We start from the raw sequence: 25,274 nt of genomic DNA on the forward strand, positions 1-25,274 counted from the left end.
CCTACTCCATTCTTCTTTTTTGCTCAATCAAGCGCTCCAGCTCGGACAGGGCTGTATCCGTATCTCCGCTGTGAGAGGCTTCTCGAATCTTCTTACTAATATACTGATTATGCTTGCGCAAAATCTCCCGCTCTCTGGTTTCTTCCACTTCTTTCAACTCATCTTCCAAAACCTCATCAGGCAAGTCTTCTTCCAAGACGCGGTACCAAGCCTGCTGGACATGATCCGGCAGCTGGGACAAATCCTGTGGTGTCACCTCGCCATTCGCCAGCAAAATCTCATATAAGGTCTGCAATTCCTCCGAGTCAAAGACAAAGTCTTCTCTTAGCCGGTATTGGTTCAAAATCAAAGGATGATGCATCATGCGGTGGAAGATATGATTTTCCGCCCTCATGAGCCGACTCAGCCGATTTGAGGGCGAAAACTGCATGACGACTGGTTGAGACTGCTGAGTGGGCGCCTCCTGACTGCGACTAGAGCGCTCAGCCAGCCGTCTATTATTTACCGTCTGCTCCACCTGCTGATAGTCAAAGTCCGGCAGCAACTCAGCCAGCATGTATATATAGGAGTTCTGCGCTGTGATGGACTTGGTCTTCGCAATAATCGGTGCCATCTTCTCTACAAACTCAATCTGAGCCTGCAGATTTTCAATATTATCTGGTTTCAGATGATGCAGCAGAAACTCCACATTACTTATTCGCGTTTTGCTCAGCAAATGCTGCAAGTCTTCCTCAGAATTTTTAGCTAGAAATTCATCGGGATCTAAATTATCCGGAATCCGAACAATTTCCACCATCATATCTCTCAGCTCATCTAAAGCCTTAGCAGTCGCTGCCTGACCTGCCCTATCTCCATCGTAAGACAGGATAATTTTCTTGCAATACTTACTTAGATGCTGGACATGCTCAGGTGTCAGAGCTGTTCCCATAGAGGCAACCGCATTTTCAATCCCAGCCCGATAAGCCGCAATCACATCCATGAAGCCTTCCATTAGATAAACCTCATGGCTCTTCTTGATAACCGGCTTAGCCTTATCCAGATGATAGAGCTCGTAGCTTTTGTTGAAAATAGCGGTGCTGCGACTGTTTTTATACTTGGCCTGATGCCCGTCTGAAGCCGCTGCTTGCCAAATCCGTCCGGAAAAAGCCACAACCTGCCCACTGTCATTGGTCAGGGGAAACATAATCCGATTCTGAAAGGCATCATAGACCAGATTATTCTCCGCCAGATTGAAGAGGCCCGAGTTCATGATGGTATTCTCATCAAACTTGCCAGCCATACTCTTATGAAGATAATTCCCCTCATTAGGAGCCAGCCCGATTTGAAAATGCTTAAGAACTTCATCTGTCAGCCCCCGCTGGTAGAGATAAGCCCGCGCTTCCTCTCCCATCTTGGTCGTCATCAGGACCGCATGATAAAATTTTGCTGCCTCAGTATGGATATCGTAGAGCGCCTGATGCGGATGGCTTTGTCTCGGTCGGTCATTGCCCGCTGTCTCCACAGCCAAGGGAATCCCTGCCCGCTCTGCTACAATCTGCACAGCATCCATAAAGGAAACGCCTCGATAATCTTCAATGAATTTGAAGACATCGCCCGACTTGCCGCAGCCAAAACAGTGATAAAACTGCTTGTCCTCTACAACGTTAAAAGAGGGCGTCTTTTCGCCATGAAAGGGACAGAGTCCCAGAAAATTCCGCCCAGCCTTAGTCAAGGCCACTGTTTCTCCTATGACATCGACGATATTGACGCTGTTTTTAATTTCAGAAATGATTTCTTTATCAACCAAGAGACAATACCTCCAATTTATCATAGAATATCATTCTATATTTTATACTAAAATGAAGCAAATGTAAAATATTTGACAAGCAAATATCTTGTAGATGTCATATAAATAAGCTATAATATAATCTCATTAATAAATTCTTGAAAGGAATGAAAGAATGTTAAAGGATCTTAAAGAATTCTTGCTGCGTGGGAACGTGATTGATTTGGCAGTCGGTGTGATCATCGCTAACGCCTTTGGAGCAATCGTCACTTCATTGATTACTGACGTAATCACTCCCCTCTTCCTCAACCCAATTTTGAAAGCTGCAAAATTGGAGCAAATTGCTGATCTGAAATGGAACGGGATCGCTTATGGTAACTTCTTGAGCGCTGTAATTAACTTCTTGGTAATCGGTACTGTTCTCTTCTTCATCGTTAAGTCTGCTGAAAAAGCACAAAGCCTTGCTAAGAAGAAGGAAGAAGCTGAAGAAGCGCCAGCTGGACCAACTGAGTTGGAAGTCCTGCAAGAAATCAAAGCTTTGCTGGCTGAGAAAAAATAAAGAGAATTCACTGATGAAAATCAGTGTTTTTTTCTTGCCTTATTGCTCATAATCACCCTCTTCTCTCCAAAGATCCAAAACAAAAAACAGACCGGAGCCTGCTTCTTTGTTCAATTAGAATTTTTTACGTTTACGAGCTGCTTCTGATTTGCGTTTGCGCTTTACAGAAGGTTTTTCATAGAATTCACGTTTGCGTGTTTCTTGAAGAGTACCAGCTTTAGTAACCGCACGTTTGAAACGACGAAGTGCATCATCAAGTGATTCATTCTTGCGTACTACTGTTTTTGACATTTTTTTCACTCCCTTCAAGTCCAAAATCTATATAATCATACCACATATAGAAAAGAGTGTCAAGTATTTTCTGTAAGTGTGATGTATCCCCTTTTTATTATACAAATAAGAAAACCAACTGCTATGCTGCAGCTGGTCTTCTTTTGCTTAGAGAGTTTTACGCTTCTTAGCGGCTTTGGAAAGGGAAATGTCCTGAACCTTATCGTAGAACAGGAACTGCTGAATGAGCTCTCTGTCGCTTATATCAGGATTCAAGTCAACAACATAGTCCAGCTTGATAGACTTTTTTTCAGCCGACTTGAGAGAGGTCAGTTCTGCTGATTTACAAGTCGTTGCAAAGATAGCATCAAAGAGTACTTCGTAGTCAAAATCAGCTGGAACCTGAACCTGGACATAACGTCTGGTCGGACTGACTGAAGTAAAGCTCATCTTTTCAAAGAGCATCCAGATGCCTGAAATAGCTAGAGTAAAGACAATTCCCAGGGCTACAAATCCCATCCCTGTTGTAATCCCGATAGCCGTCGCCATAAAGATAGCTAAGAGCTCCTTGGAGCCACCTGCGGCCGACCGGAAGCGAATCAAACTGAAAGTTCCTGCTACGGCGACACTGGTACCCAAATTTCCATTAACCAAGAAGATGATAATGGAAATAATGGCTGGCAAAAGGGAGAGTGTGACGACAAATTCCTTGGTATAAATGGTTTGTCGCTTATAGACCTTGGCCAAGATAATTCCTAAAACCACACTAGTAACTAGTGAAAAAATCAATGCCAAAGGATTAATCTTGACCTCTGTGGAGGAATAGATACTGTTAAATAACTGATCGAGCATAGACTACCTCCTTAGGCCTTGACTGTTTGAGTCAGCCTTTCTTTAGTTTGCAGGTAGGCTTTGCCGTATTTTGAGAAGGACTGGTCTTCTAGTCCATATTTATTGAGAATATCAGCCAGCCACTGAGGATACTGACCAGGAACCTTGATTTCCATAATCACCTTGTCGTCTTCCAGCAAGGGCAGTCCATAGCGACCTGAAGCCAAATCTACATCATAATCTCGGTATCGGATGTTGGAATCAACTGTCACACGTACCTTTATATCTTCCAAGCCTCTCATAGAGTAGCGGTCATAGCTAATCACCATTTTTGGCTTCAAGTCTAGATAGCGCTCCTGTAACTGTTCTACTTCTGCCTTGACCCGGTCATCAGAAATAGTATAGTCTGCCACACCATTCACAATATAGTTGGTCACAGAGAGAGGATTGGAAACCAAACGGTATTTGAAGCCTACTTCATCGCGTTTCTTCTTGATTTCCAAGAAAACTTGACTATCATCATTCGGTTGCTCAGCATAAGTGCGCATCCGCATCTTTTCGCGACCACCTTTTCTGGCAATGGAATCCTGAATCATCTGGAACTCATCATTATCAAAATACACATTGGAAATGGTTGAAGTCGCATAATCATCTGCGATAAGGTAAGGTCTCATGTCAGCCTCAAGACGAGCTAGCATTGCTCGGTCAAGAATATACTTAGTTTCGATCCGTTGGAAGTTTGTTTGGATTTGCTTTTGTTTCATTTGGACTCTCCTTTAATTCTACAAATGTAGTTTGTGCTTTTAAAAGAAATAGAGCTTCCGCTCTGCACCTACAAGCGTCTGGATAAGCTTTCTTTCTTCTCCTTTCCAAGCAGTATTTTTTAAAAACATTCTACAAATGTAGTTTATAAGTTTATTCTACATTTGTCGTTTGTAAATGTCAAGAAAAAAGATAAATAATCTTTCAGTTTTTTAGCATTAGGAAACGAAATGCAAACTGTAAGCAAAATCGACCTAAAATAAAAGATAAACTGATGACTAACTGCTCTTGGAGGATTGCCAAATCCCCCTTCGAGAAGATAATAAAATTCTACCAATCTAAGCTTTTAAGAAACTTAAACTGGCAGAATCCTCTATTTAATCGTCATCATGGTCATCATCATCGTCCGAATCATCAGTGTCTGTCGTATGAGAGGAACTGTTCTGAGACGGAGTTTGAACTGTTGATGTGCCAGCGCCAGTAGTGGCTCCTGTCGAGCCCGCTGCTCCCGTATTCCCTGCGCCTGCAGTAGCGCTGTCAGCTGGAGTTGATGCAGCTGACGAGGATGGGCTGACTTCTTTTTCGACTGTTACCATCTTTTCGACAATGGTATGCTGCTTAGATTTGACCAGTTTTCCATCCTTAGCATTGACAATGGTTTCATGGGCCGTTTGCCCGTGAGAGAAGCGAATCTTATAAGTGTCTTTCTCACGCGAAATTTGTAAATCTTTAATATCTTTTTCGGAAAGAGACAGCTCTTTTAAGACGGATGCTAGTGCCTGACGGTGACTGAGCTCTTGGGGCTGTTTTTGACCCGCTACAGGTTGGCTTTGTTGAGCAGTTGGGCTTTCTAAGGCAAAGACCGAGCTAGTCAAGAGCAAAAGGAGAGGAACTGCTACTACAAAGGCAGCAGACAGAAACCTCTTAGGCAGGCGGTTATCCATAATACCTACAATCCGCCGCTTGAGATTAAACTTGTCAGAGTAAAAGCAGGTCGTCAGGGCAATTGGGGTCTTCTTACTGCGGTCTATCATGGTCAAAATCGTTTCACCGTAGAAAGTCCGATACTCTGTATCTCTACAGCTCAGAACATCGTAGTCACAGTACATTTCTCCTGCTTCTTGGGTTTCACGGCAGGCAAAGCGGACAACCGGATTAAACCAGTGCAGACTCTTGGCAAAAATCCCTAAGAGATTGATTAAAACATCGCGGTGCTTATAGTGGGTCAGCTCATGCTTAAAAATCAGCTGCAGCTCTTCTTCTGTGTAGTCCAACTCTGGAAGCACGATTAAAATATCTCTGAAGCCTAGCAGCATAGGACTTTGGGACATAGGATAGTGGAGCAGACGAATCCGGCCCTTAACTCCCATCTCCTGCTGAACAGCCCGCAGCTGAGCCATCACTTCTTCGTCCTGAAACTCCGTGCCCCAGCGCTTTAGCATCTTTCTGAAGCGAATATAGGAATAAGCATATCTTCCTATACTAAAGACAAAGCCAATCAGCCAGATGGCAAAGAGAATTTCAAACCAAGGTAGGCCCAGAAAAGCCTCCCACAGATTTGGCTGGGCAGCTTTTTCAACTGCTGGAGAAGCGCCCTGAGCTCCACCTGTCTGGGTGGCAGTCACTGCTGTCTGAACTACCGATCCTGTATTCAGCCGAATCAGGCCTGAGCCAAATTGGGGACGGAACGGGAACAGAAAACTCAGCAATATCAAAAACCAAATAAAATACTTCACTCTGACCGAAATCTTAGTCTTAAAGGCCGTAAAAAGCAGACTAAGCAAAAGCACCAAAATGGATGTCGACAAACTGGTCAGAAGAAAAGAAAGAAGGAACTGTTTCATGCTTATCCCTCCATCCTACTTTCCTTGGTTGAGCAGACTGCGCAGCTCATCCAATTCATTTTCCGAAAAGGAGTTAGAAGAAAAGAGTGTTTTGACAAAACCGCCCATTGAACGGCCGCTGTGACGCTTCAAGAAATCTGAAGCCTCAACTTCCAGATACTCATCTTCTGAGATCAAGGCTGTATACTGCCTTTCACGCCCCTTGCGGACACTTTCTAAAAAGCCCTTTTCAGTCAAGCGAGCCAAGACTGTCAGCAAAGTCTGAGGCTTCCAGTGATTGTCTGGTCCCAGCTTTTCCATGATACGAGCAGAGGTCGTCGGGGTAGGCAGCTGCCAAATTACTTTTAAAATAGTAAATTCCCCATCTGGCAAACGTTTAATAGATCTTTTCATCATTCCCACGCGCTTTCTAAATAATGCTATTTCTATCTTTATTCTACACTTGTCTAATAAAAAAGTCAATCATTATATAAAAAAGAGTGGGAAATCAATTTTCCTCACTCTATTTTAGAAAAATAAACTAAGCAGGGTCAGCATCGCCAGCCCTCCCTGCTTGAACAGGATTTTGGGATCACTGGTCACTGCACCGTATGCTGCTACCAAGATGATATAAACCATAAAAATTCCCAGCCAAACTGAACTAGACTGCACAAAGGCCGCAATCAAGATCAAAACAGCTATCAATCCGTTATAAACTCCTTGGTTTTTGAAAAGTGTATTGACCGACTGCTGCTCCAACTCCTCTTGCGACATACCGAAAACCCGAGCTGTCGCTGCAGAAGTCGTCGCGAAGGTCTCCAAGTACAGGATGTAGAAAAATTCCAAGGCAACCAAGCCTGCCAGAATTAGTGTAATAATAGACATTTTAACCCCCTAAAATATATAACAAAACTCAGTATAACACAGACTGACTGGAACTGCGAAAATCTTGCTCAAAAATGGACATTCTGTATAAAAATAAATACTAAAAATACTGAAGAAAAAAAGCGTAGCAGAAATCAGCAATTTCTGACTAGATGTGATACAATCTTTTTTGAAAAATGGAGGTAAATTATGTTAACCTATGATTTAATTGTCATCGGCTTTGGGAAGGCCGGTAAAACATTGGCAGCCAAAATGGCGGCCCAAGGAAAAAAAGTTGCTTTGATTGAGCGAAGCAAGGCTATGTACGGGGGAACCTGTATTAATATCGCCTGCATCCCAACCAAGACCTTGCTTGTCGCAGCTGAAAAAGGCCTGGCTTTCGATCAAGTCATGGCTGAGAAGAACGCTGTAACCAGCCGTCTCAATGGAAAGAACTACGCAGCAATCAGTGGTGCTGGTGTTGACATCATCGATGCGGAAGCTCATTTCCTTTCAAATAAAGTCATCGAAATCACAGCTGGCGATGAGAAAGAGGAACTGACTGCTGAGACTATTGTCATCAATACTGGTGCTGTTTCCAATGTCCTGCCAATTCCTGGACTGACTGAAACCGAGCATGTCTATGACTCAACTGGCATCCAAAATCTGAAAGAACTTCCTAAACGCTTGGGAGTTCTAGGTGGCGGTAACATTGGCCTAGAATTTGCTGGACTTTACAATAAAATGGGCAGTCAGGTGACTGTGCTGGATGCTGCTCCTGTCTTTCTCCCTCGAGTTGAGCCTTCTATCGCTGCTCTAGCTAAGCAGTACATGGAAGAAGACGGAATCCAACTCTTACAAAATGTACGTACCACACAGGTTAAAAATGATGGTGACGAAGTTGTAGTTGTGACAGAATCTGGAGAATTCCGCTTTGATGCCCTGCTCTATGCTACCGGCCGTAAGCCAAATATTGAACCACTACAGTTGGAAAATACAGATATCGAGCTGACAGAGCGAGGAGCGATTAAGGTCGATAAACACTTGGAAACATCTGTATCCGGCGTTTTTGCAGCGGGCGATGTCAATGGCGGTCTGCAGTTCACTTATATCTCACTGGATGACTTCCGCATCCTTTATAGCTATCTAGCTGGTGACGGCAGCTACACACTGGAAGACCGTAAGAACGTACCTACCAGCATGTTCATCACACCACCTTTGGCTCAAATCGGATTGACTGAAAAGGAAGCCCAAGAGCAAGGCCTGCCGATTGCAGTTAAGGAGATTCCAGTCGCAGCAATGCCTCGCGGACATGTCAATGCTGACTTGCGCGGTGCTTTCAAGGCTGTTGTCAACACTGAAACCAAGGAAATCATCGGAGCAACTATCTTCTCAGCTGGAGCTCAGGAAATTATCAATATACTGACTGTAGCCATGGATAATAAGATTCCTTACACCTACTTGAGCAAGCAAATCTTCACCCACCCAACGCTGGCTGAAAACCTCAATGATTTATTTGCTATCTAATTTTAAGCCCCAGCTGGGGCTTTTAAGATGTCTTTAAAACATTTGCTTACATTTCAACCCCTTTTTGTGGTACAATAATGCTAGTTTATTTTAAAAAGATTGAGGAAAATTATGTCTGAACTGTATGATATTACGATTGTCGGCGGTGGACCAGTTGGCCTATTTGCTGCATTTTACGCTCATCTACGCCAAGCCAAGGTTAAAATCATTGATTCCTTGCCTCAGCTGGGCGGCCAGCCGGCCATTCTCTATCCAGAGAAGAAGATTCTGGATGTACCGGGCTTTACCAATTTAAGCGGCGAAGAGCTGACTCAGCGTCTGATTGAGCAGCTGGAAACTTTCCAGACTGAAATCTGCCTCAATGAAACGGTGCTGGATATCGTTAAATCTGATGATGGCTTCTCTATCACGACTTCTCAAGCCCAGCATCAGACCAAAACCATCATCATCGCCATGGGAGGCGGTGCCTTCAAACCAAGAGCTTTGGAGCTAGATGATGCTGAAAGCTACAGCAACCTCCACTATCACGTTTCAAACATCAGCCAGTACGCTGGCAAAAAGGTTGTTGTTCTGGGCGGCGGCGACTCGGCTGTTGACTGGGCGTTAGCTTTTGAAAAAATCGCAGAAACCAGCCTGGTTCACCGTCGGGACAACTTCCGAGCTTTAGAGCATAGTGTGGAAGAACTCAAGGCTTCTAGTGTTGAGATTAAGACACCATTTGTACCCAGTCGATTGGTTGGTGAAAATGGCAAGATAACCCACTTGGAAATCAGCCAAGTCAAGGGGGAGGAAAGTCAGCTTCTGCCTCTGGATCACCTCTTTGTCAACTACGGTTTTAAATCCTCTGTCGGCAATCTCAAAGATTGGGGCTTGGAGCTCAACCGTCACAAAATTTTGGTCAATAGCAAGCAAGAAACTTCCGTGCCAGGTATCTATGCAGCTGGTGACTGCTGCAGCTACGAGGGGAAGATTGACCTGATTGCGACTGGGTTAGGTGAGGCACCTACTGCTGTCAACAATGCCATTAACCATATCTATCCTGAGCAAAAAGTCCAACCCAAACATTCTACAAGCCTATAAAAAAACAGCTGCCGAGCTCAAGCTCAGCAGCTTTTATAATTCATCTGCGATTTTATTGATTTTTCTCAAGCGATGATTGACGCCGCTCTTAGTCAGTGGCCGGCTCAGACTATCAGCCAACTGCTGGATGGAGTAGTCTGGATGCTGGATGCGAAGCTGGGCTACCTCCTGCAGGTCTACAGGTAGACTCTCAATGCCAATATTATCACTGATTTTAGCAATATTGTTGATGATTTTCATACTGGCTGTGACTGTGCGGGCAATGTTCGCTGTCTCCGCATTATTAGCGCGGTTGAGGTCATTGCGCGCTTCCCGCATGAGCTTAAGAGACTCAAACTCAGCCATGGCTTCCATAGCCCCGATGACAATGAGAAAATCCATGATGTCCTCAGCCCGCTGCAGATAAGTAACAGCCCCCTTCTTGCGCTCAATGGTCTTGGCATCCAGCAGAAAACGGCGCATCAAGGCAGCCAAATCCTCAGCATGATCCAGATAAACGGACAGAATTTCCAGCTGGTACTTGCCTGAGTCTGGCTCCCGCATGCTGCCATTTGAGAGAAAGGCTCCCCGAAGGTAAGCTCGGCTAGCTTCGTCATCTGACAAAATGGCCTGGTCAATTCCGGCCTCGATACCAAAAAAGGAGTCAGCCAAGTGCAGGTCAGAAAGGATTTCTTCTACTTTCTGATCTAGAAATACTGTATAAACTCGATTCTTGCGCAAGTTGGTCTTCTGATGGTGACGGATTTCTGACTTGACCTGATAAAGGTCCGACAGCAACTCATAGAGATGGCGCGCAATCTTGGCATTTTCTGTTGTGACAGACAGGGTCAAACCACTGCTGGCCAAGCCCAGACTGCCAGACATCTTGATCATGGCTGACAGCTCATTTTTATCTCTGCTTACCAGACTCAGCAGTTCTTCTTTTACTTTTACTGTAAAGCTCATTTGCGTACCTGTATAATCTGCATCAATTCGTCAACAACCAGCTCGCCATCGTGGAAAGCTCCGCCATTTTCTAAACGAAGAAAATTCGAAGAAATAACGCGCGGAACCTGCTCTTGTAACCCCTGAAAATCATGCTCCACCTGTATCAGATATTCGTCAAACTGATTACTGTCCATGTACTCGTGAGGAACAGGTTCGATATTAACCAAGACTGTATCTACAAACTTCCTGCCTAGATGGCGATGCAGTACTTGGACGTGGTCGCTGTCTGAAAAATGCTCTGTTTCACCTCGCTGGGTCATGATATTGCAAACATAGGCCACTTCTGCTTTGGTATCCAAAAGAGCCTGGCCGATTTCCTCGATAACGAGATTAGGCAAGATTGAGGTAAATAGCGAACCTGGTCCCAGAACCACCATATCGCTTTCCAGGATACTTTCAACCACCTTTTTGCTAGCAGCAGGCTTCTTGTCATCATAGGTATTGGTCACATAGACCCGCTCAATCATTCCGCTCTTACTGGTCAGATTGCTTTCACCGACAACTTCCGTCCCATCTGCAAACACAGCATGCAGAGTTAGGGGAGTGTCGCTAGAAGGGTAAATTTTTCCTGTCGTATGGAAAAACTTGGTCAAAAGCTGCATGGCATTATAGGTTGAGCCCTGCATTTCGGAAATACCGGCAATAATCAGATTGCCCAAAGGATGCCCCGCTAGAACGCCATCTCCTTCCGCAAAGCGATACTGGAAGACCTTCTCATAGAATTTTGGCATGTCAGACATGGCTACCAGAACATTTCGCAAGTCACCTGGCGGAGTCAGCTGCTGGATGTTTTTCCGCAGCTCACCAGAACTGCCTCCATCATCTGCTACTGTGACAATGGCTGTAATCTCTACATCCTTTTTACGCAGGCTGTCTAAAATAACTGAAATTCCTGTTCCACCGCCGATGACTGTAATTCTTGGCTTTCTCATGAGCGGTTCACCGTTTCTTTCCGACGGTTTTTGTCGCGGTGACTGGCATTGACCGGCCAATTTTTAGCCAAATCATCTGCTAAGCGCTGAGCAAAGGCTACACTGCGGTGCTGACCACCCGTACAGCCCACAGCAATAGTCAGGATAGACTTACCTTCCTTCTGATAGCCTGGCAAGATCGGCTCTATCAAGCCCAGCAGATGCTGATAAAATTCTTCTGACTCGGCATGGTTCATGACATAGTCAAAGACATCCTTGTCCAAGCCTGTCTGATTGCGTAGCTCAGGCTTATAGTAGGGATTGGGCAGAAAGCGCACATCAAAGACCAAGTCTGCATCCAAAGGCAGACCGTATTTGAAACCAAAACTCATGACCTCAATGCGGAAACTATGCATGTCAGCCTGATTTGAAAATTGTTCAGAGATGGTCTTTCTGAGCTCCCTTGGCGTCAAATCTGTTGTGTCCACAACATTCTGGCTGAGATTCTTCAGTGGGGCTAAGAGTTCGCGCTCCAGCTTAATCCCATCTAAAATTCGCCCATCAGCTGCCAGCGGATGGCTGCGACGCGTTTCCTTGTAACGAGCCACTAACTCCTTATCAGCCGCATCTAGGAAAAGAATCTTGAAATCAATGTTCTCATTCTGCTCTAATTCATCCAAAACATTCTGAATTTGCAAAAAGAAGGAACGGCTGCGCATATCGACAACCAGAGCCAATTTATCATTGTCAGTAGTCCCTTCGACCAGCTGCAAGAACTTCGGCACCAGAGTTGGCGGCATGTTATCAATGGTAAAATAACCTAAGTCTTCAAAGGACTGGATGGCTACGGTTTTCCCCGCCCCGCTCATTCCAGTCACAATGACAAGCTGAATTTTCTTCTCAGACATAATAATCCTTTCATCAGATAGAATCCGTCAAAAAGCTGTTTTCTCCAGCCCTTTTTTAGAGAATCTCGGCAATAACCTCGATTTCAATCTTCACATCCTTAGGCAGGCGAGCCACTTCGACTGCTGAACGAGCCGGAAATGCTTCTGTAAAGGCTGTTTTGTAAACTTCATTAAAGGCCACAAAATCATTGATATCGCTCAAGAAGCAAGTAGCCTTGACCACATGGTCAAAGTCTGTTCCAGCGGCTTCCAAAATGGCTGAAACATTTTTCAGTACCTGCTGGGTCTGCTCTTCAATAGTTGTCCCAATGATTTCTCCAGTTTCAGGAGAGAGGGGAATTTGCCCGCTCGCGAACAAAAGATTGCCGACAATTTTTCCTTGAACATAAGGTCCAATCGCTGCTGGTGCTTTATCTGTATGAATCGTTTTTGCCATAATTATCACTTCTCCTACTTATTTTTTTCATTATACCATAAAATAGCAGGCAATGGCTACGACAGATTGATAAGCCTTGCCTTTTTCCATTTTTTCATTGATGGGGTCCTTAGAAGCTAAAAGGAAATCGACTTACCTATCAGAACCCACTTTTTAAGATTTAAAAAGGCTGAGAAATCTTTCCCAGCGTTTATATTTTCAAAATCGAACGTTTTATTCCTCTTCTGCTTTCGCTAATGCTTCTCTTTCCAGACGCAGCTTGCGTTTGGGGTTGAGTTTGTTAAAGAGCTCTTCTAGCTTTTCTGCATTCCAGACGTCGGCTGCAGAGACAAAATTTCCATTTTCATCTCGAAAGGATATTGGTTTATCACCCATTGCAAGCCTCCTTAGTCAACGAATTCAAACTCAAACTTGCCGATGCGGACCAGGTCACCATCCTTGGCTCCACGAGCGCGAAGGGCTTCATCAACTCCCATACCACGAAGCTGACGGGCAAATTTCATAACTGCCTCATCACGGTCAAAGTTGGTCATATTAAAGAGCTTCTCAAGCTTTTCACCTGACAGCACCCAAGTCGCATCATCATCACGAGAAATTTCAAAGGCTGGTGCTTCTTCGTCAAAGCCATAGTAAGCTTCTTCTTCCATTTCAGACTCATCGTAAAGCAAGAACTCTGGCGTCTTATCCAGTAATTCTGCGGTCGCATCCAAGAGGGTCGCAAGTCCCTGCTTAGTAAGACTGGAAATGGGGAAGATTTGCGGTAGTTCCGCAAATTCGTCATAATTAGCCGCTAATTTCTCTTTGAATACCTTGAGATTTTCAGCACTTTCCGGCATGTCCATCTTGTTTGCAACAATGATCTGCGGACGCTCCATGAGACGAAGATTGTAGGATTCCAACTCTTTATTAATAGCTAGATAGTCCTCATAAGGATCACGTCCCTCACTAGCTGATATATCGATGACATGCAGGATGACCCGTGTCCGCTCAATATGACGGAGAAACTGGGTTCCCAGTCCAACCCCTTGGCTGGCCCCCTCAATCAAACCTGGTAGATCTGCTACTGCAAAGGACTCTCCAGAGTGAGTACGAACCATGCCTAGATTGGGCACGATGGTCGTAAAATGATAGGCACCAATCTTAGGCTTAGCTGCTGTGATAACACTGAGCAAAGTGGATTTTCCGACAGAAGGAAAGCCGACCAGACCAACGTCTGCTAGAACCTTGAGCTCCAGCAGAAGCTCTCGCTCTTGGCCTGGTTCTCCGTTTTCAGAAATCTCCGGAGCAGGATTTTTAGGCGTTGCAAAGCGGATATTTCCGCGACCGCCTCGGCCACCACGCGCTACGATAAATTCTTGGCCATTTTCTACCAAGTCTGTCAGCACCTTGCCAGTCTCAGCATCACGAACCGTCGTCCCCTGCGGCACACGAACAATCAAGTCCTCAGCCCCTCGGCCATGCATTCCCTTGGTCATGCCCTTTTCACCAGACTGAGCCTTGAAGTGGCGATTGTAACGGAAATCCATCAGGGTACGCAAGCCTTCATCTACGACAAAGACAACATTACCGCCACGACCGCCATCGCCGCCCCAAGGACCGCCATTCGGAACATATTTTTCACGGCGAAAGGCCACCATGCCATCGCCACCATTACCAGCCTTGACTTGAATCTTGGCCGTATCTAAAAACATACTCATTTTTTCTATTCTCTTTTTCTAGTCTAAAAAAACGCCCTGAAGCGTTTGGATTAAAAGATTGCGCTGAGAGCGGAAGCAAAGATAGCTCCAACTGTCACGATGAGCATGATAATCACGACCAGCATCGTCAATTTTTCAAATCCTGTTTTTTTGCGTTGTCCGTTGTCACCAAAAGCCACGATAATACCCCTATCTTATAAAAATTACTAGGTCTATTCTAACATGATTGCTCGGTTTTTTCAAATGGAAAAGCATGTAAAAAGGCTTTAAGAGAAAACTCTTAAAACCTTTGAATCTTATCTAGTCTTGCTTTTGACGAAAGACATAGCTTACAAAGCCAACTAAGATTGCCAAACCTGCAACTGACAGCCAAAGCGTCGTTTCTTGACCAGTCTTAGGCAGAACTTTTTTGTTGCCTCCTGCAGCACCTGGATCATTGGTACCATTGTTTGAATTGTTATTTCCATTACCTGGATTGTCTGTTCCGCCCTTTGGATTGTCGGAACTGTTACCAGGGGTATTGTTACCATTGTCTGGGGTATTATTTGGGTTGTTGTTTGGATTATTATTTGGGTTATTGTTAGGGTTGTTATTTGGATTGTTTGGATTGTTATTATTTCCAGGGTTAGGTGGCTGAACTGCCTTGCCTGGATCATTACCTCTATAGGTATTTGTAAAGACAGGATCCAAATCATATTTAACAGAGCCCAAAAACTCACCATTCACATCTTTAACAGTAACTGTCAGCTGAGCTTCCTTGTCATCATAGATGTAGTTAGCATCATTGCTCGGAATTTCCTTAATGCTGTAGCGGTAGTCACCAGCTGCATTATAGTTCAAGGCTTTGAAATTGATAGAACCATCAGCTTCATTGGTAGCTGTTTGAAGTAAAACACCGTTTTCGTCAAAGAGACCAAAGGTAAATTGACCCTTCTCTAACACTTTATTAACAAGCTTTTTCTGTGCCTGAATCTTCACATCTTTTGCTAGCACAGCGCTTCCTTTACCGGAGCCCTCTTCCAAGCGGACTGACTTAGTAATAGTACGCTCTGGGAATCCTTTAGCTGTCCAAGATAACTTGTTATTAACCACATCGCCCACTTTTGTACCTTCTGGTACACGAGTAGAGTACTCGATGTACATTGGCCAGTTGTAGTTATCTCCAAAGTTGATGGTAAAACCGTTAGCATCGCCATTAGCGTTTTGGGTTAGGACTGCTTTGTTAGTAAAGTTATCAACTACAGGCAGAGTCAGGATATGAGCTTCATTGCGGATACCACCTTCTACAGGAGCATAGCGGACAGCCCGCAGCGTACCAGGAACCAGTGTCAGACCATCACCAAAGGTGTCTGAAATTACCATGTTACGAAGCATGTCCTGTCTTGCATTCAGGATAATACGCCACTTGACAATGCTTGGATCGCTACTATCTTGGTAGCCATATTTCATTTCATACTCACCAGCAGTTCCTTCTTCTTTCTGGTATTGGAAAGAAAAGTCTGTCTGGCCAAATTTGAAGGAAACAGGACCTGTTTCTTTGACTTTTTCGTTATTGATGCGAACATTAAAGCCCAAAGATAGCTCTTTCTTTTGGGTATAATTTGTAAAGTAGTTACTGAAAGTCACTGTAACTGACTGAGTCGCCGGGTCAGTTTGAGCTGTACCGACTAACTCTCCCGTATGATTAACAACATCATAGACATCGAAGTTTAAGGCAGTAATCAGGCTTAACTCTTCCGGAAGTTTAAAAGTCAGGGTATCCCCTTCAGCTATATTTTGAGCCGCTGGAAATGTGAAGTTGGTTGTTACAGACAAGGTTTCATTAGTCTTAACAGTTGAGTCACTTGTTAATGGCTCACCATCCTTAGTAATGCTGGTTTGCTGACTGTATTCAGTTACTTCAGAAGCCTGAGTTCGAGTAGCAAAACCTAAACCTGTAACAATAGCTGTTAATAAGATAAGAATTTTAAAAATAATTGTATTTTTATTTTTCATCTTTTTCTCCTTTCGTAGCTTATTATACCAAGAGTATTGCAATTTATCAACATTTTTATTCGTAGTGTTTAAAAATTCATAACAATGTAAAAAAACCAAGACGTTGTGTCTCAGTTTCTTTACGTTTTATTACTCAATTCCAATTTCATCTCGAACAACATTAGCAATGGTATCTACATAATAATTTACTTCTTCGTCAGTTGGTGCTTCAGCCATGACCCTCAGCAGAGGCTCTGTTCCGCTCGGACGAACCAAAATCCGGCCATTGCCAGCCATTTCAGCTTCCATTCTTTCAATCACCGTCTTGATAGCAGGGACTTCCATCGCCTTATCCTTCATGCTGTTTTCCACACGTATATTGACTAGTTTCTGCGGATAGATAGTTACTTCAGCAGCCAATTCAGATAGCTTCTTACCTGTTTCCTGCATAACCTTGGTCAATTGCACAGCTGAAAGCTGACCGTCACCTGTCGTATTGTAGTCCATGATGATAACATGTCCAGACTGCTCACCACCAAGATTATAACCATTCTTCCGCATTTCCTCTACTACATAGCGGTCACCAACTGCTGTCACAGCCTTTTGGATGCCTTCCCGATCCAAAGCCTTATGGAAGCCTAGGTTGGACATGACAGTCGTGACAATGGTATTCTGCGCCAGCTCGCCTTTCTCAGACAGGTACTTACCGATGATGTACATAATCTTGTCACCATCTACTAGCTCACCATTTTCATCCACGGCAATGAGGCGATCGCTATCTCCATCAAAGGCCAGACCAATCGCCGCACCAGACTCACGTACAACATCCTGCAAAGCTTCTGGATGCGTAGACCCGACATTCAGATTGATATTGAGGCCGTCTGGATTTTCTCCGATAATCGTCAGCTGTGCGCCGAGGTCAGCAAAAATCTGACGGGCGCTGGTAGAAGCCGCACCGTTGGCCGTATCTAAGGCCACATGCATTCCTTCTAGTTCCAAACCAGTTGAAACCAAGTATTGTTGGTACTTGCGCAGTCCTTCCGGATAGTCCACCAAGTCACCCAATCCTTCTGCGCTTGGACGTGGCAGGGTATCTTCTGCTGCGTCCAACAAAGCTTCGATTTCCAACTCACGCTCATCATCCAGTTTATAGCCATCACCACCAAAGAATTTGATACCATTATCCAAAGCTGGATTGTGGCTGGCAGAAATCATGACTCCGGCGCTGGCCTTCTCTGACTTGACCAGATAAGCTACACCAGGCGTTGCAATGACACCCAATTTATAGACATGAATTCCAACGGACAAAAGTCCTGCAACCAAGGCGCTTTCCAGCATTTCTCCTGAAATTCGAGTATCCCGGCCAACAAAGACCCTAGGAACTTCACTTTCGTGCTGGCTCAGAACATAACCACCAAAGCGGCCAAGTTTAAAGGCCAATTCCGGCGTTAATTCCACATTTGCTTCTCCGCGAACACCATCGGTTCCAAAGTATTTACCCATTATAAATAGTTTCCTTTCATAAGACTTGGATTTAAAGCACTTAGGCTGCGAATCAGGCAGGCTAACTTCGTCCAAGTTTATTTTCAAAATTTTAGTTAGTTTTTATTTGATGAGCTCGTATTTGAGCTACTGTTAGAGGAGGACGAGCCTGAGTTGTCTGCTGTTTTAGTGTTGACACGCATAGTCGTTTCAAATGGTGTCACCACGCTTGGCATGACATTCCCCTGTCCATCAACAGCCTGCAGCGGCGCTGTCCCGCTATAGTTGCCGGTGATAATGACATTGGTCGGGAGAATAGCTACGACATATTCAATCTTAGATAGGGTCTCCTCGTCACTGGTTACTGTGGCTTCCTTATTTTCCAAGGTTACACCACTGATAGACACATTTTCAGCCACCTGGCTGTCTGTGATGAGGTAGCGGACCTCAACCTTCTTGCTAGCCTTTTTTCCAATCTTAACAGAAATCTTCTGCGGAGTCACTGCAGCAGTCAGACCGCTTGGCAGATTTTCAACCTTTAGCGGGATTTCTACTGTTCCTTCTGTAGCCTTGGAAAGATCAGCTACGACTCGAAACTTCCGAGTACTTTCCTGCATTTCACTGGCTAGATTGACACGGTTGGAGCCTGTCAGGGCGACGGAAACTTCAGAAGTAAAGCCGCTGATAAAGTAATTCTCGCTGTCATATTTGATGTCAATCGGCACATTGGAAACCGTATTGGTATAAGTTTCAGATGTGACCTGTCGAACTCCAGTATTGTTTTGATAACTGCTAGAGGTTGCATAGACAAAAAGCACTAGGGCAAAGAAAAACGAAGAGATGATATAAAGAATTTTTTTACGTTTTTTCATTTCTTCCATCCTCCCATGAAGCGTTTTTTCAAACCTGCTGGCTTGTCCTGCTCTGATAAGAAGACCTTTCTCAGATCTGTCTCAAACTCATCCAAAGTCAGATCGTGCTTGAAAATTCCATTGTGCGTGGTGGAAATACCGCCGGTTTCTTCTGAAACGACAAAAGTAAAAGCATCTGATACTTCAGACAGGCCAATAGCTGCGCGGTGCCGGGTTCCAAACTCCTTAGAGATACCGCTGCTTTCTGTCAGAGGCAGGTAGGCACAGGAAGCCGCAATCTTATTGTTTTTTATAATAACAGCTCCATCGTGCAATGGCGTATTGGGGATAAAAATGTTGATTAGCAGCTCTCCGGACACATCTGCATCCAAAGGAATCCCTGTTGCAATGTACTCCTGCAAGGTACGGGTTCCCTGAATGGCCACCAAAGCCCCGATTTTCCGCGGACTCATATAGGCAACAGACTTGACAAAGGCCTGAACCATTTTTTCTTCGTCACTGATGGGCGTTGCAGAAAAAATATCCGTTGCACGGCCAAGCTTTTCTAATCCTGCCCGAATCTCAGGCGAGAAAATCACCACGGCCGCAATAACCCCGTAAGTGATGACCTGATTAATCAGCCAAGAAATGGTGGTCAAGCCGATGATATTGGCAAAAAACTGTGCCAAGATAAAGAAGAGCACACCGCGGACCAAAATCATAATCTTCGTACCAGCAATGGCCTTGATTAGATAATATAGAATCCATGCGACGATAGCGACGTCAATAATATTAATTACAATCCTCCAAGGGTCAGAAAACAAACTGGCCCAATATTGGAGATTGGTTAGTTGTTGAAAATTCATACTTAGACTTCCTACTCCTCTACAAGCAAAATCAAACCTCTATAGCAACAAATCGAACTTATTAAATCTAGTCACAGCCTGATTTTATCTTGTAATTAGAGTTCACTCAATTAACTTCTCTCTTTTTATTTTACAGTGGGTCTTAATGCTTAAAGACTTACCAACCCATTATATCACGTTTGTCAATATTTTTCTGTAACCTTCTTTACTTTTTTATGATAAAATATTTCTTATGAAGATAAATACAGCCTTGGGCCTCTTGGCAGGCAAGTCCTCCCACTTTGTTCTTAGCAAAATGGGGCGTGGATCGACCCTGCCGGGGAAAGTAGCCCTGACATTTGATAAAAATATTTTACAAAACCTAGCAAAGAACTATGAGGTCGTGGTTATTACCGGAACCAATGGTAAAACTCTGACTACAGCTCTAACAGTAGGCATTCTCAAGGAAGCTTTCGGAGAAGTAGTGACCAATCCCAGCGGTGCCAATATGATTACCGGGATTACCACAACCTTCCTAACCGCTAAAAAAGGCAAATCTGGCAAGAATATCGCTGTGCTGGAGATAGACGAAGCCAGCCTATCTCGGATTTGTGATTATATCAAGCCTAGCCTCTTCGTCTTTACCAATATTTTCCGCGACCAGATGGATCGCTATGGTGAGATCTACACGACCTACCAGATGATTCTGGATGCTGCAGCTAAAGTGCCTGAAGCAATTGTACTGATGAATGGTGACAGCCCCCTCTTTAACTCAGTAAGCCTGAAGAATCCTGTTCGCTACTATGGATTTAATACCGAGAAAGGCCAGGCTCAGCTGGCTCACTATAATACAGAAGGCATCCTCTGTCCTAAGTGTGAGCATATCCTCAAGTATGAGCTCAACACCTATGCAAATCTGGGGGCTTATATCTGTGAGGACTGCGGCTTCAAGCGTCCTACGCTTGACTACAGCCTGACCGCTCTCAAAACACTTGAGCATAACCGCTCTGCCTTCACCATTGATGGTCAAGACTATCAGATCAATATTGGTGGTCTTTATAATATCTACAATGCCTTGGCCGCTGTATCAGTAGCTCAGTTCTTTGGTGTCGAGCCGGCTACTATCAAGGCTGGCTTTGACAAGAGCCGAGCTGTCTTTGGCCGTCAGGAAACTTTCAAAATCGGCGATAAGGAATGTACCTTAGTCTTGATAAAAAATCCTGTTGGGGCGACCCAAGCTTTGGATATGATTGGGCTCGCGCCTTTTGACTTTAGCTTGTCCGTCCTGCTCAATGCCAACTATGCAGACGGCATTGATACCAGCTGGATTTGGGATGCAGATTTTGAGAAGATTCTAGAGATGGAGATTCCTCATGTCATTGCAGGCGGTGTGCGCCACTCTGAGATTGCTCGTCGACTGCGGGTAACGGGCTATCCAGCAGACCAGATTACTGAAGTCAAAGATTTAGAAGCAGTATTTAAGGCCATTGAGCAGCAAGAAACCAAGCATGCCTATATCTTAGCAACTTATACTGCTATGCTGGAATTCCGCGAGTTACTGGCAGAACGACAAGTGGTCAGAAAGGAGATGAACTAATGGTATATAAATCCCTCACTTCTCCTGAAAACCAGGATTACCGTTACGATGTAAAGATTGCCCACCTCTATGGCAATCTCATGAATACCTACGGCGACAACGGCAATGTCCTCATGCTCAAGTATGTGGCTGAAAAACTAGGCGCTAGGGTTGAAGTCGATATCGTCTCTCTAGAAGATGACTTTGACAAGGACAACTACGACATCGTCTTCTTTGGCGGAGGTCAAGACTATGAGCAAACGATCGTGGCTCGTGACCTGCCAGCTAAAAAAGAAGCTTTGGAAAGCTTTATCAATGAAAACGGCGTAGTGCTAGCTATCTGCGGTGGCTTCCAACTCTTAGGCCAATACTATATCGAAGCTTCTGGCCGACGAATCGAAGGCCTGGGTATTATGGGCCACTATACCCTCAACCAGACCAAAAACCGCTATATTGGTGACATTAAGATTCATAATGATGAATTCGATGAAACCTACTACGGCTTTGAAAATCACCAAGGACGTACTTTCCTCTCTGATGACGAAAAACCTCTGGGCAAAGTCGTCTATGGAAATGGCAACAACCAAGAAGACGGAAATGAAGGCGTCCACTATAAGAATGTCTTTGGCTCCTACTTTCACGGCCCTATCTTGTCCCGCAATGCGAACTTGGCCTACCGTCTGGTGACCACAGCTCTGAAAAATAAGTATGGCTCAGATATTGAACTGGCCGCTTATGAAGATATCCTAGCCCAAGAAATCCCAGAAGAATACGGAGATATCAAAAGCAAGGCTGAGTTTGAATAGATAAATAGGAGAATCACTATGAAAGAAAAATTGCATTATATCCTGCTTTTAATTACCGTTCTATTGGTGGCTGGTATTTCCTTGGCCAATATGCAGAGTGTCAATGTTAGCTTTATCCTATTTAGCTTCAAACTTCCCTTAATCATATTGATTTTGGTCTCAGTGCTCCTAGGCTCTGTCACGACCTTTCTCATCAGCATGCTAAAAAACTTCTCGCTGAAAAAAGAGCTAAAGAAAACTAAAGAAGCACTTAAAAATTCCCATACAGAAAACTAGGTTGGAAATCACTCCAGCCTAGTTTTTTATGCTTTTTTAACAACGGAAATCGCTGCATCCCTTTCTAACCAAGAAGTCTTCAGGCCATTCTTGTTTTTTTACCTTATCCTTTACTCCGTCTGGCTTGTCGAATCATCTTTATCACAGGCGAAATAGCCTACAATCTTGAAAAAATAGTCTGTAATGACTTCTGGCCTCTCCGGCTCTTCCTCTTGCAGCCAGTTCCAAATAGCATTACTGTAGCCTCCGATGAGAAAGTGTATCCTAAAAAGCTGCATATCCATCTGCTCCTTAAAAAAAGGCTTAAGCACTGTTGGAGAATGGGCATTCCATGCAGAAATAAAGGAGGAAAAAAGCTGACTCTTAACTAGTCCTCTCAGCTCCTGACGCTTGCTGTACCAAAAACGAAAAAGATAAAGATAGGCTTCATACTGGTTTGGCTTGTTCTGCATATCCTCTTCCACACGAAAATACTCCTTCATCAGCTCCTGAAGGTAATAATCCAATAAAGCCCTTTTATTGCGAAAATGGCGATAAAAGGTCCGGCGGGAAGTTTGCGAAACCTCTATAATGTCTGTGACTGAGATTTCTGAGAAATCTTGGCTTTGCAGCAAGGTTAATAATCCTTGTTTCAGCATTTCTTTCGTTTCCTGCACCTGCAATTGCTTGCCGTCCATCTTGTCCTCCTTGAATGGTATACAGAAACAGCCAAAAAGTATCTCTTGTAGGCTAAAGGCCTTTTTCCCTTGAACTTGGCTGCTGGCTTGGTTATAATCTTAGTGTCAATTTGCTCCTAGTATAGCGTATTTTGACTTCGTTTTCAACGAAGACATAGCTGAGAAGATTTTAATACTCAATAAAAACTAAAGAGCAAGCACAGACAGTACCAGAGTACAGCAAGACGGCGTTGATGCGATTTTAAGTTTTTTTTCGAAGAGAATACAGTAGATCCAACAAACCGGGTCAGTTCTCCACAAAATTTTCCTTGCTTGAAGGGACTTTCTTCTGTAGAAGCCGCTGGGCGATCGTACCTAGTCTGCTGCTTCTGTTATTAAAGATTGATAGAAAAGGAGTATCTCGTAATGAAAAAATTGACCCTATGCTTTATACTAATTTTCTTAACTCTCAGCCTTCTCTACCCAGCTAAAGCGCTAGCCGAGGAGGGAACAAAGCTGCCATCTGGTATCAGTCGCGACCAAATTAGCCAGAAAATCCAAGACTTTGTCAAGGAGCACGAAAAGACCACTGCTGGTATGGCAACAGCCGTCTTTGATACCAATGGAACTATCTACCAAGGCAATTTCGGCTATATGGACAAGGAAAAGGGCATCAAAGTGGATGACAAAAGCGTCTTTGAATGGGGTTCTGTGACCAAACTGACCATTTGGGTCTCTGTTATGCAGCTCTGGGAGGAGGGCAAGATTGACCTCGAAGAAGATATCCGCACCTATCTGCCAGAAGGTTTTCTACGCAATCTTCGCTATGATAAGCCTATCACCATGCTAGATCTCATGAACCATCAGGCTGGCTTTGATACGATTCCCAATTACTTACATGGCGACAAGAGTCTAGAAGAAATTTTGACTATCTACCAGCCAATCCAATCTTTCGAGCCAGGTACCGTCACAGCTAACTCAAATTACGGAACAGGCTTGGCCTCTTATATCGTAGAGCGGATTTCTGGTCAGAGTTTCTCCGATTACGTTCACGAGCATATTTTTGAACCTCTAAAGATGAACAAGACGGCCATTTTACCAGATTTATCCGACAATGCTTTTGTACAGGCTAAGCGCAAGGAAGCAAAGGGATACGATAGCGAAGGCAAGCCCTTGGGAAGCGCTAATTCCGAACTCGGCCTCTACTCCTCCGGCAGAGCTACAGGAACGCTAGAGGATTTACAAAAGTTTGCTCAAGCACTTCTCAAAAAGGAGACCCTTTTCCATCGTCCAGAGACTTGGACGACCCTTTATACTGCTACTTCAACATATCCAGGTACAGATATAGTACGCAATGCTCATGGCTTCTGGGTAAGCAAGTATAATGTTTCTGTTTTAGGCCAAGGAGGACATACGTTCGGATTTTCTAGCAGTCTTTTGTTGGACCTTGAGTCAGGAGTTGGCATGATTGTTATGACCAATCAATCCATTGAAGAACGCTATAATCTCTAATGCCGGAATTAGTATTTGGACAGCGAAAAACAGCTAGCGAAGCTACTAAGGAACGATTCAGTCCTGGATATTATCTTTCCTTCAGAATTTTTAATAGTGGTCCCTTGTCTATAGCTAAAATTGTACCTCCATTTATTGATCGACTGAATAGTCCGAATGAAGACTTGGTAAAAGATGAATTTTGGACTATTAACGATAGCAATGGGCAAACTACGCTGTCCTTTACTTCCTCTGACTTTAAGAAGATTTCTGATTCCGAGCTCTTTACAGACTATGCCGTTACAGGCTTAGGACTCCTTGCTAGCTTTTTTGCTCTGGGAAATATCTTGTGTAGTATTTTTAGAGACATTAGTCATCTAATTTGGCACAAGCAGAAAAAAACTCTGCCTCGCTCTTGGAAGGTTTGGAACTACCTGACTTCTCTAGGCATCATGGCAGTTCCGCTTCAACTCCTATTGGTTTTCCAAGCAGTTTTAAAAAATGATTTTAGCGGCGTTAGCTCTTGGCGCTATATGGTCTTTGCTATCTTAGGATTCCTACTGACCCTTGCTGTTCTGCTGCCCATTTTCAAAAAATCATCAGAGAAACTCAGTCGAGGTCATGTCTGTCTGACAGTTCTGACTAGCCTATCTGCCCTAGCTATGATAGCCAATATTCTCTATTGGTCTCTCTATCAGTGATGGGTTTTCCAATAGTTTACACTAAATTCTAACTAGAACAACACCAAATTTTCGTACTTCAGTACTGCCTACAACTAGCTTCCCTCTTTACTATTTGAATTTCATTGAGTATTAGAAAATGACCAATTATTATCTCTACATAGAACAGAAAGGAATTTTTATGAGAAAATCAAAACTCCTAATCATTTTAATCATC

General features: G+C 44.0%; 25 protein-coding genes and 1 pseudogene. 7 read left to right on the forward strand and 19 right to left on the reverse strand.

From position 1 onward, the window contains the following. Position 1 precedes the first annotated feature (1 nt). Positions 2-1,786, reverse strand: a complete 1,785-nt coding sequence (gene dnaG / locus RYK49_RS04320; protein ID WP_314864992.1) for a DNA primase — start codon at positions 1,784-1,786, stop codon at positions 2-4. Positions 1,787-1,940: 154 nt separating this feature from the next. Here dnaG and mscL point away from each other — a divergent pair, with 154 nt between their 5' ends. Next, on the forward strand, positions 1,941-2,324 hold the full coding sequence (gene mscL, locus RYK49_RS04325; protein WP_314864994.1) for a large conductance mechanosensitive channel protein MscL: 384 nt from the start codon (positions 1,941-1,943) through the stop codon (positions 2,322-2,324). 114 nt (positions 2,325-2,438) lie between these two features. Here the strand turns inward: mscL and rpsU are convergent, their stop codons facing one another. The 6 genes from rpsU to RYK49_RS04355 form a co-directional block, all read right to left on the reverse strand. Then, on the reverse strand, positions 2,439-2,615 hold the full coding sequence (rpsU, locus tag RYK49_RS04330) for a 30S ribosomal protein S21 (RefSeq protein WP_000048054.1): 177 nt from the start codon (positions 2,613-2,615) through the stop codon (positions 2,439-2,441). Positions 2,616-2,762: 147 nt separating this feature from the next. After that, positions 2,763-3,446 carry a DUF4956 domain-containing protein gene (locus RYK49_RS04335; protein WP_314864996.1) on the reverse strand — a complete coding sequence of 228 codons (684 nt, stop codon included), beginning with the start codon at positions 3,444-3,446 and terminating at the stop codon, positions 2,763-2,765. A gap of 11 nt (positions 3,447-3,457) precedes the next feature. Further along, a complete protein-coding gene (locus RYK49_RS04340) occupies positions 3,458-4,189 on the reverse strand; it encodes a polyphosphate polymerase domain-containing protein (RefSeq protein WP_314864998.1) in 732 nt (243 codons plus the stop codon). A 375-nt stretch (positions 4,190-4,564) separates the two neighbouring features. Next, a complete protein-coding gene (locus RYK49_RS04345; protein WP_314865000.1) occupies positions 4,565-6,031 on the reverse strand; it encodes a M56 family metallopeptidase in 1,467 nt (488 codons plus the stop codon). A gap of 15 nt (positions 6,032-6,046) precedes the next feature. Next, positions 6,047-6,424: a BlaI/MecI/CopY family transcriptional regulator gene (locus tag RYK49_RS04350; protein WP_002895954.1), complete on the reverse strand. Its 378-nt coding sequence runs from the start codon at positions 6,422-6,424 to the stop codon at positions 6,047-6,049. A 114-nt stretch (positions 6,425-6,538) separates the two neighbouring features. Next, positions 6,539-6,895 carry a DUF1304 family protein gene (locus RYK49_RS04355; protein WP_314830319.1) on the reverse strand — a complete coding sequence of 119 codons (357 nt, stop codon included), beginning with the start codon at positions 6,893-6,895 and terminating at the stop codon, positions 6,539-6,541. Positions 6,896-7,084: 189 nt separating this feature from the next. Here RYK49_RS04355 and RYK49_RS04360 point away from each other — a divergent pair, with 189 nt between their 5' ends. After that, complete coding sequence (locus RYK49_RS04360; protein WP_314830318.1) at positions 7,085-8,401, forward strand: FAD-containing oxidoreductase; 1,317 nt, start codon at positions 7,085-7,087, stop codon at positions 8,399-8,401. Between the two features lie 111 nt (positions 8,402-8,512). Continuing rightward, positions 8,513-9,481, forward strand: coding sequence for an NAD(P)/FAD-dependent oxidoreductase (locus RYK49_RS04365; protein WP_002906913.1), 969 nt, complete (start codon positions 8,513-8,515; stop codon positions 9,479-9,481). A gap of 33 nt (positions 9,482-9,514) precedes the next feature. Here the strand turns inward: RYK49_RS04365 and whiA are convergent, their stop codons facing one another. The 11 genes from whiA to cdaA all read right to left on the reverse strand — a co-directional run bounded on the left by whiA (position 9,515) and on the right by cdaA (position 19,593). Further along, positions 9,515-10,426 carry a DNA-binding protein WhiA gene (whiA, locus tag RYK49_RS04370; protein WP_314830317.1) on the reverse strand — a complete coding sequence of 304 codons (912 nt, stop codon included), beginning with the start codon at positions 10,424-10,426 and terminating at the stop codon, positions 9,515-9,517. Then, positions 10,423-11,400, reverse strand: a complete 978-nt coding sequence (locus RYK49_RS04375) for a YvcK family protein (protein ID WP_002906914.1) — start codon at positions 11,398-11,400, stop codon at positions 10,423-10,425. Before RYK49_RS04375 ends, whiA begins: the two co-directional genes overlap by 4 nt. Further along, positions 11,397-12,287 carry an RNase adapter RapZ gene (gene rapZ / locus RYK49_RS04380; RefSeq protein WP_002906915.1) on the reverse strand — a complete coding sequence of 297 codons (891 nt, stop codon included), beginning with the start codon at positions 12,285-12,287 and terminating at the stop codon, positions 11,397-11,399. The genes RYK49_RS04375 and rapZ overlap by 4 nt, the downstream gene beginning before the upstream one ends. A gap of 55 nt (positions 12,288-12,342) precedes the next feature. Then, complete coding sequence (locus RYK49_RS04385) at positions 12,343-12,723, reverse strand: RidA family protein (protein ID WP_002895964.1); 381 nt, start codon at positions 12,721-12,723, stop codon at positions 12,343-12,345. 213 nt (positions 12,724-12,936) lie between these two features. Beyond that, positions 12,937-13,098, reverse strand: coding sequence for a hypothetical protein (locus RYK49_RS04390; protein WP_002895966.1), 162 nt, complete (start codon positions 13,096-13,098; stop codon positions 12,937-12,939). 11 nt (positions 13,099-13,109) lie between these two features. Continuing rightward, the gene (gene obgE / locus RYK49_RS04395) at positions 13,110-14,420 is read right to left on the reverse strand and encodes a GTPase ObgE (RefSeq protein WP_314830316.1); all 1,311 of its coding nucleotides are present in this window, start codon (positions 14,418-14,420) and stop codon (positions 13,110-13,112) included. A 50-nt stretch (positions 14,421-14,470) separates the two neighbouring features. After that, positions 14,471-14,599: a DUF4044 domain-containing protein gene (locus RYK49_RS04400; protein WP_002895969.1), complete on the reverse strand. Its 129-nt coding sequence runs from the start codon at positions 14,597-14,599 to the stop codon at positions 14,471-14,473. Between the two features lie 121 nt (positions 14,600-14,720). Beyond that, a complete protein-coding gene (locus RYK49_RS04405) occupies positions 14,721-16,415 on the reverse strand; it encodes an Ig-like domain-containing protein (RefSeq protein WP_314830315.1) in 1,695 nt (564 codons plus the stop codon). Positions 16,416-16,544: 129 nt separating this feature from the next. Then, on the reverse strand, positions 16,545-17,897 hold the full coding sequence (gene glmM / locus RYK49_RS04410; RefSeq protein WP_002900708.1) for a phosphoglucosamine mutase: 1,353 nt from the start codon (positions 17,895-17,897) through the stop codon (positions 16,545-16,547). A 95-nt stretch (positions 17,898-17,992) separates the two neighbouring features. Further along, positions 17,993-18,757, reverse strand: coding sequence for a YbbR-like domain-containing protein (locus RYK49_RS04415; RefSeq protein WP_002912103.1), 765 nt, complete (start codon positions 18,755-18,757; stop codon positions 17,993-17,995). Beyond that, a complete protein-coding gene (gene cdaA, locus RYK49_RS04420) occupies positions 18,745-19,593 on the reverse strand; it encodes a diadenylate cyclase CdaA (RefSeq protein ID WP_314865003.1) in 849 nt (282 codons plus the stop codon). The genes RYK49_RS04415 and cdaA overlap by 13 nt, the downstream gene beginning before the upstream one ends. A 232-nt stretch (positions 19,594-19,825) precedes the next feature. On the opposite strand from cdaA, the gene murT reads away from it, so the two are divergent. The 3 genes from murT to RYK49_RS04435 are packed head-to-tail and all read left to right on the forward strand — an operon-like array spanning position 19,826 to position 22,230. Beyond that, the gene (gene murT / locus RYK49_RS04425) at positions 19,826-21,169 is read left to right on the forward strand and encodes a lipid II isoglutaminyl synthase subunit MurT (protein WP_314830313.1); all 1,344 of its coding nucleotides are present in this window, start codon (positions 19,826-19,828) and stop codon (positions 21,167-21,169) included. Continuing rightward, a complete protein-coding gene (gatD, locus tag RYK49_RS04430) occupies positions 21,169-21,954 on the forward strand; it encodes a lipid II isoglutaminyl synthase subunit GatD (RefSeq protein WP_314830312.1) in 786 nt (261 codons plus the stop codon). Before murT ends, gatD begins: the two co-directional genes overlap by 1 nt. Before the next feature lie 18 nt (positions 21,955-21,972). Then, complete coding sequence (locus tag RYK49_RS04435) at positions 21,973-22,230, forward strand: LapA family protein (RefSeq protein ID WP_002895980.1); 258 nt, start codon at positions 21,973-21,975, stop codon at positions 22,228-22,230. 110 nt (positions 22,231-22,340) lie between these two features. On the opposite strand, the gene RYK49_RS04440 is transcribed toward RYK49_RS04435, so the two are convergent. Then, a complete protein-coding gene (locus RYK49_RS04440; protein ID WP_314830311.1) occupies positions 22,341-22,907 on the reverse strand; it encodes a TetR/AcrR family transcriptional regulator in 567 nt (188 codons plus the stop codon). A gap of 405 nt (positions 22,908-23,312) precedes the next feature. Here RYK49_RS04440 and RYK49_RS04445 point away from each other — a divergent pair. Continuing rightward, positions 23,313-25,078: pseudogene (locus tag RYK49_RS04445) on the forward strand (serine hydrolase domain-containing protein). Positions 25,079-25,274: the final 196 nt, after the last annotated feature.

The organism is uncultured Streptococcus sp. (genome assembly GCF_963525625.1).
GTDB lineage: Bacteria > Bacillota > Bacilli > Lactobacillales > Streptococcaceae > Streptococcus.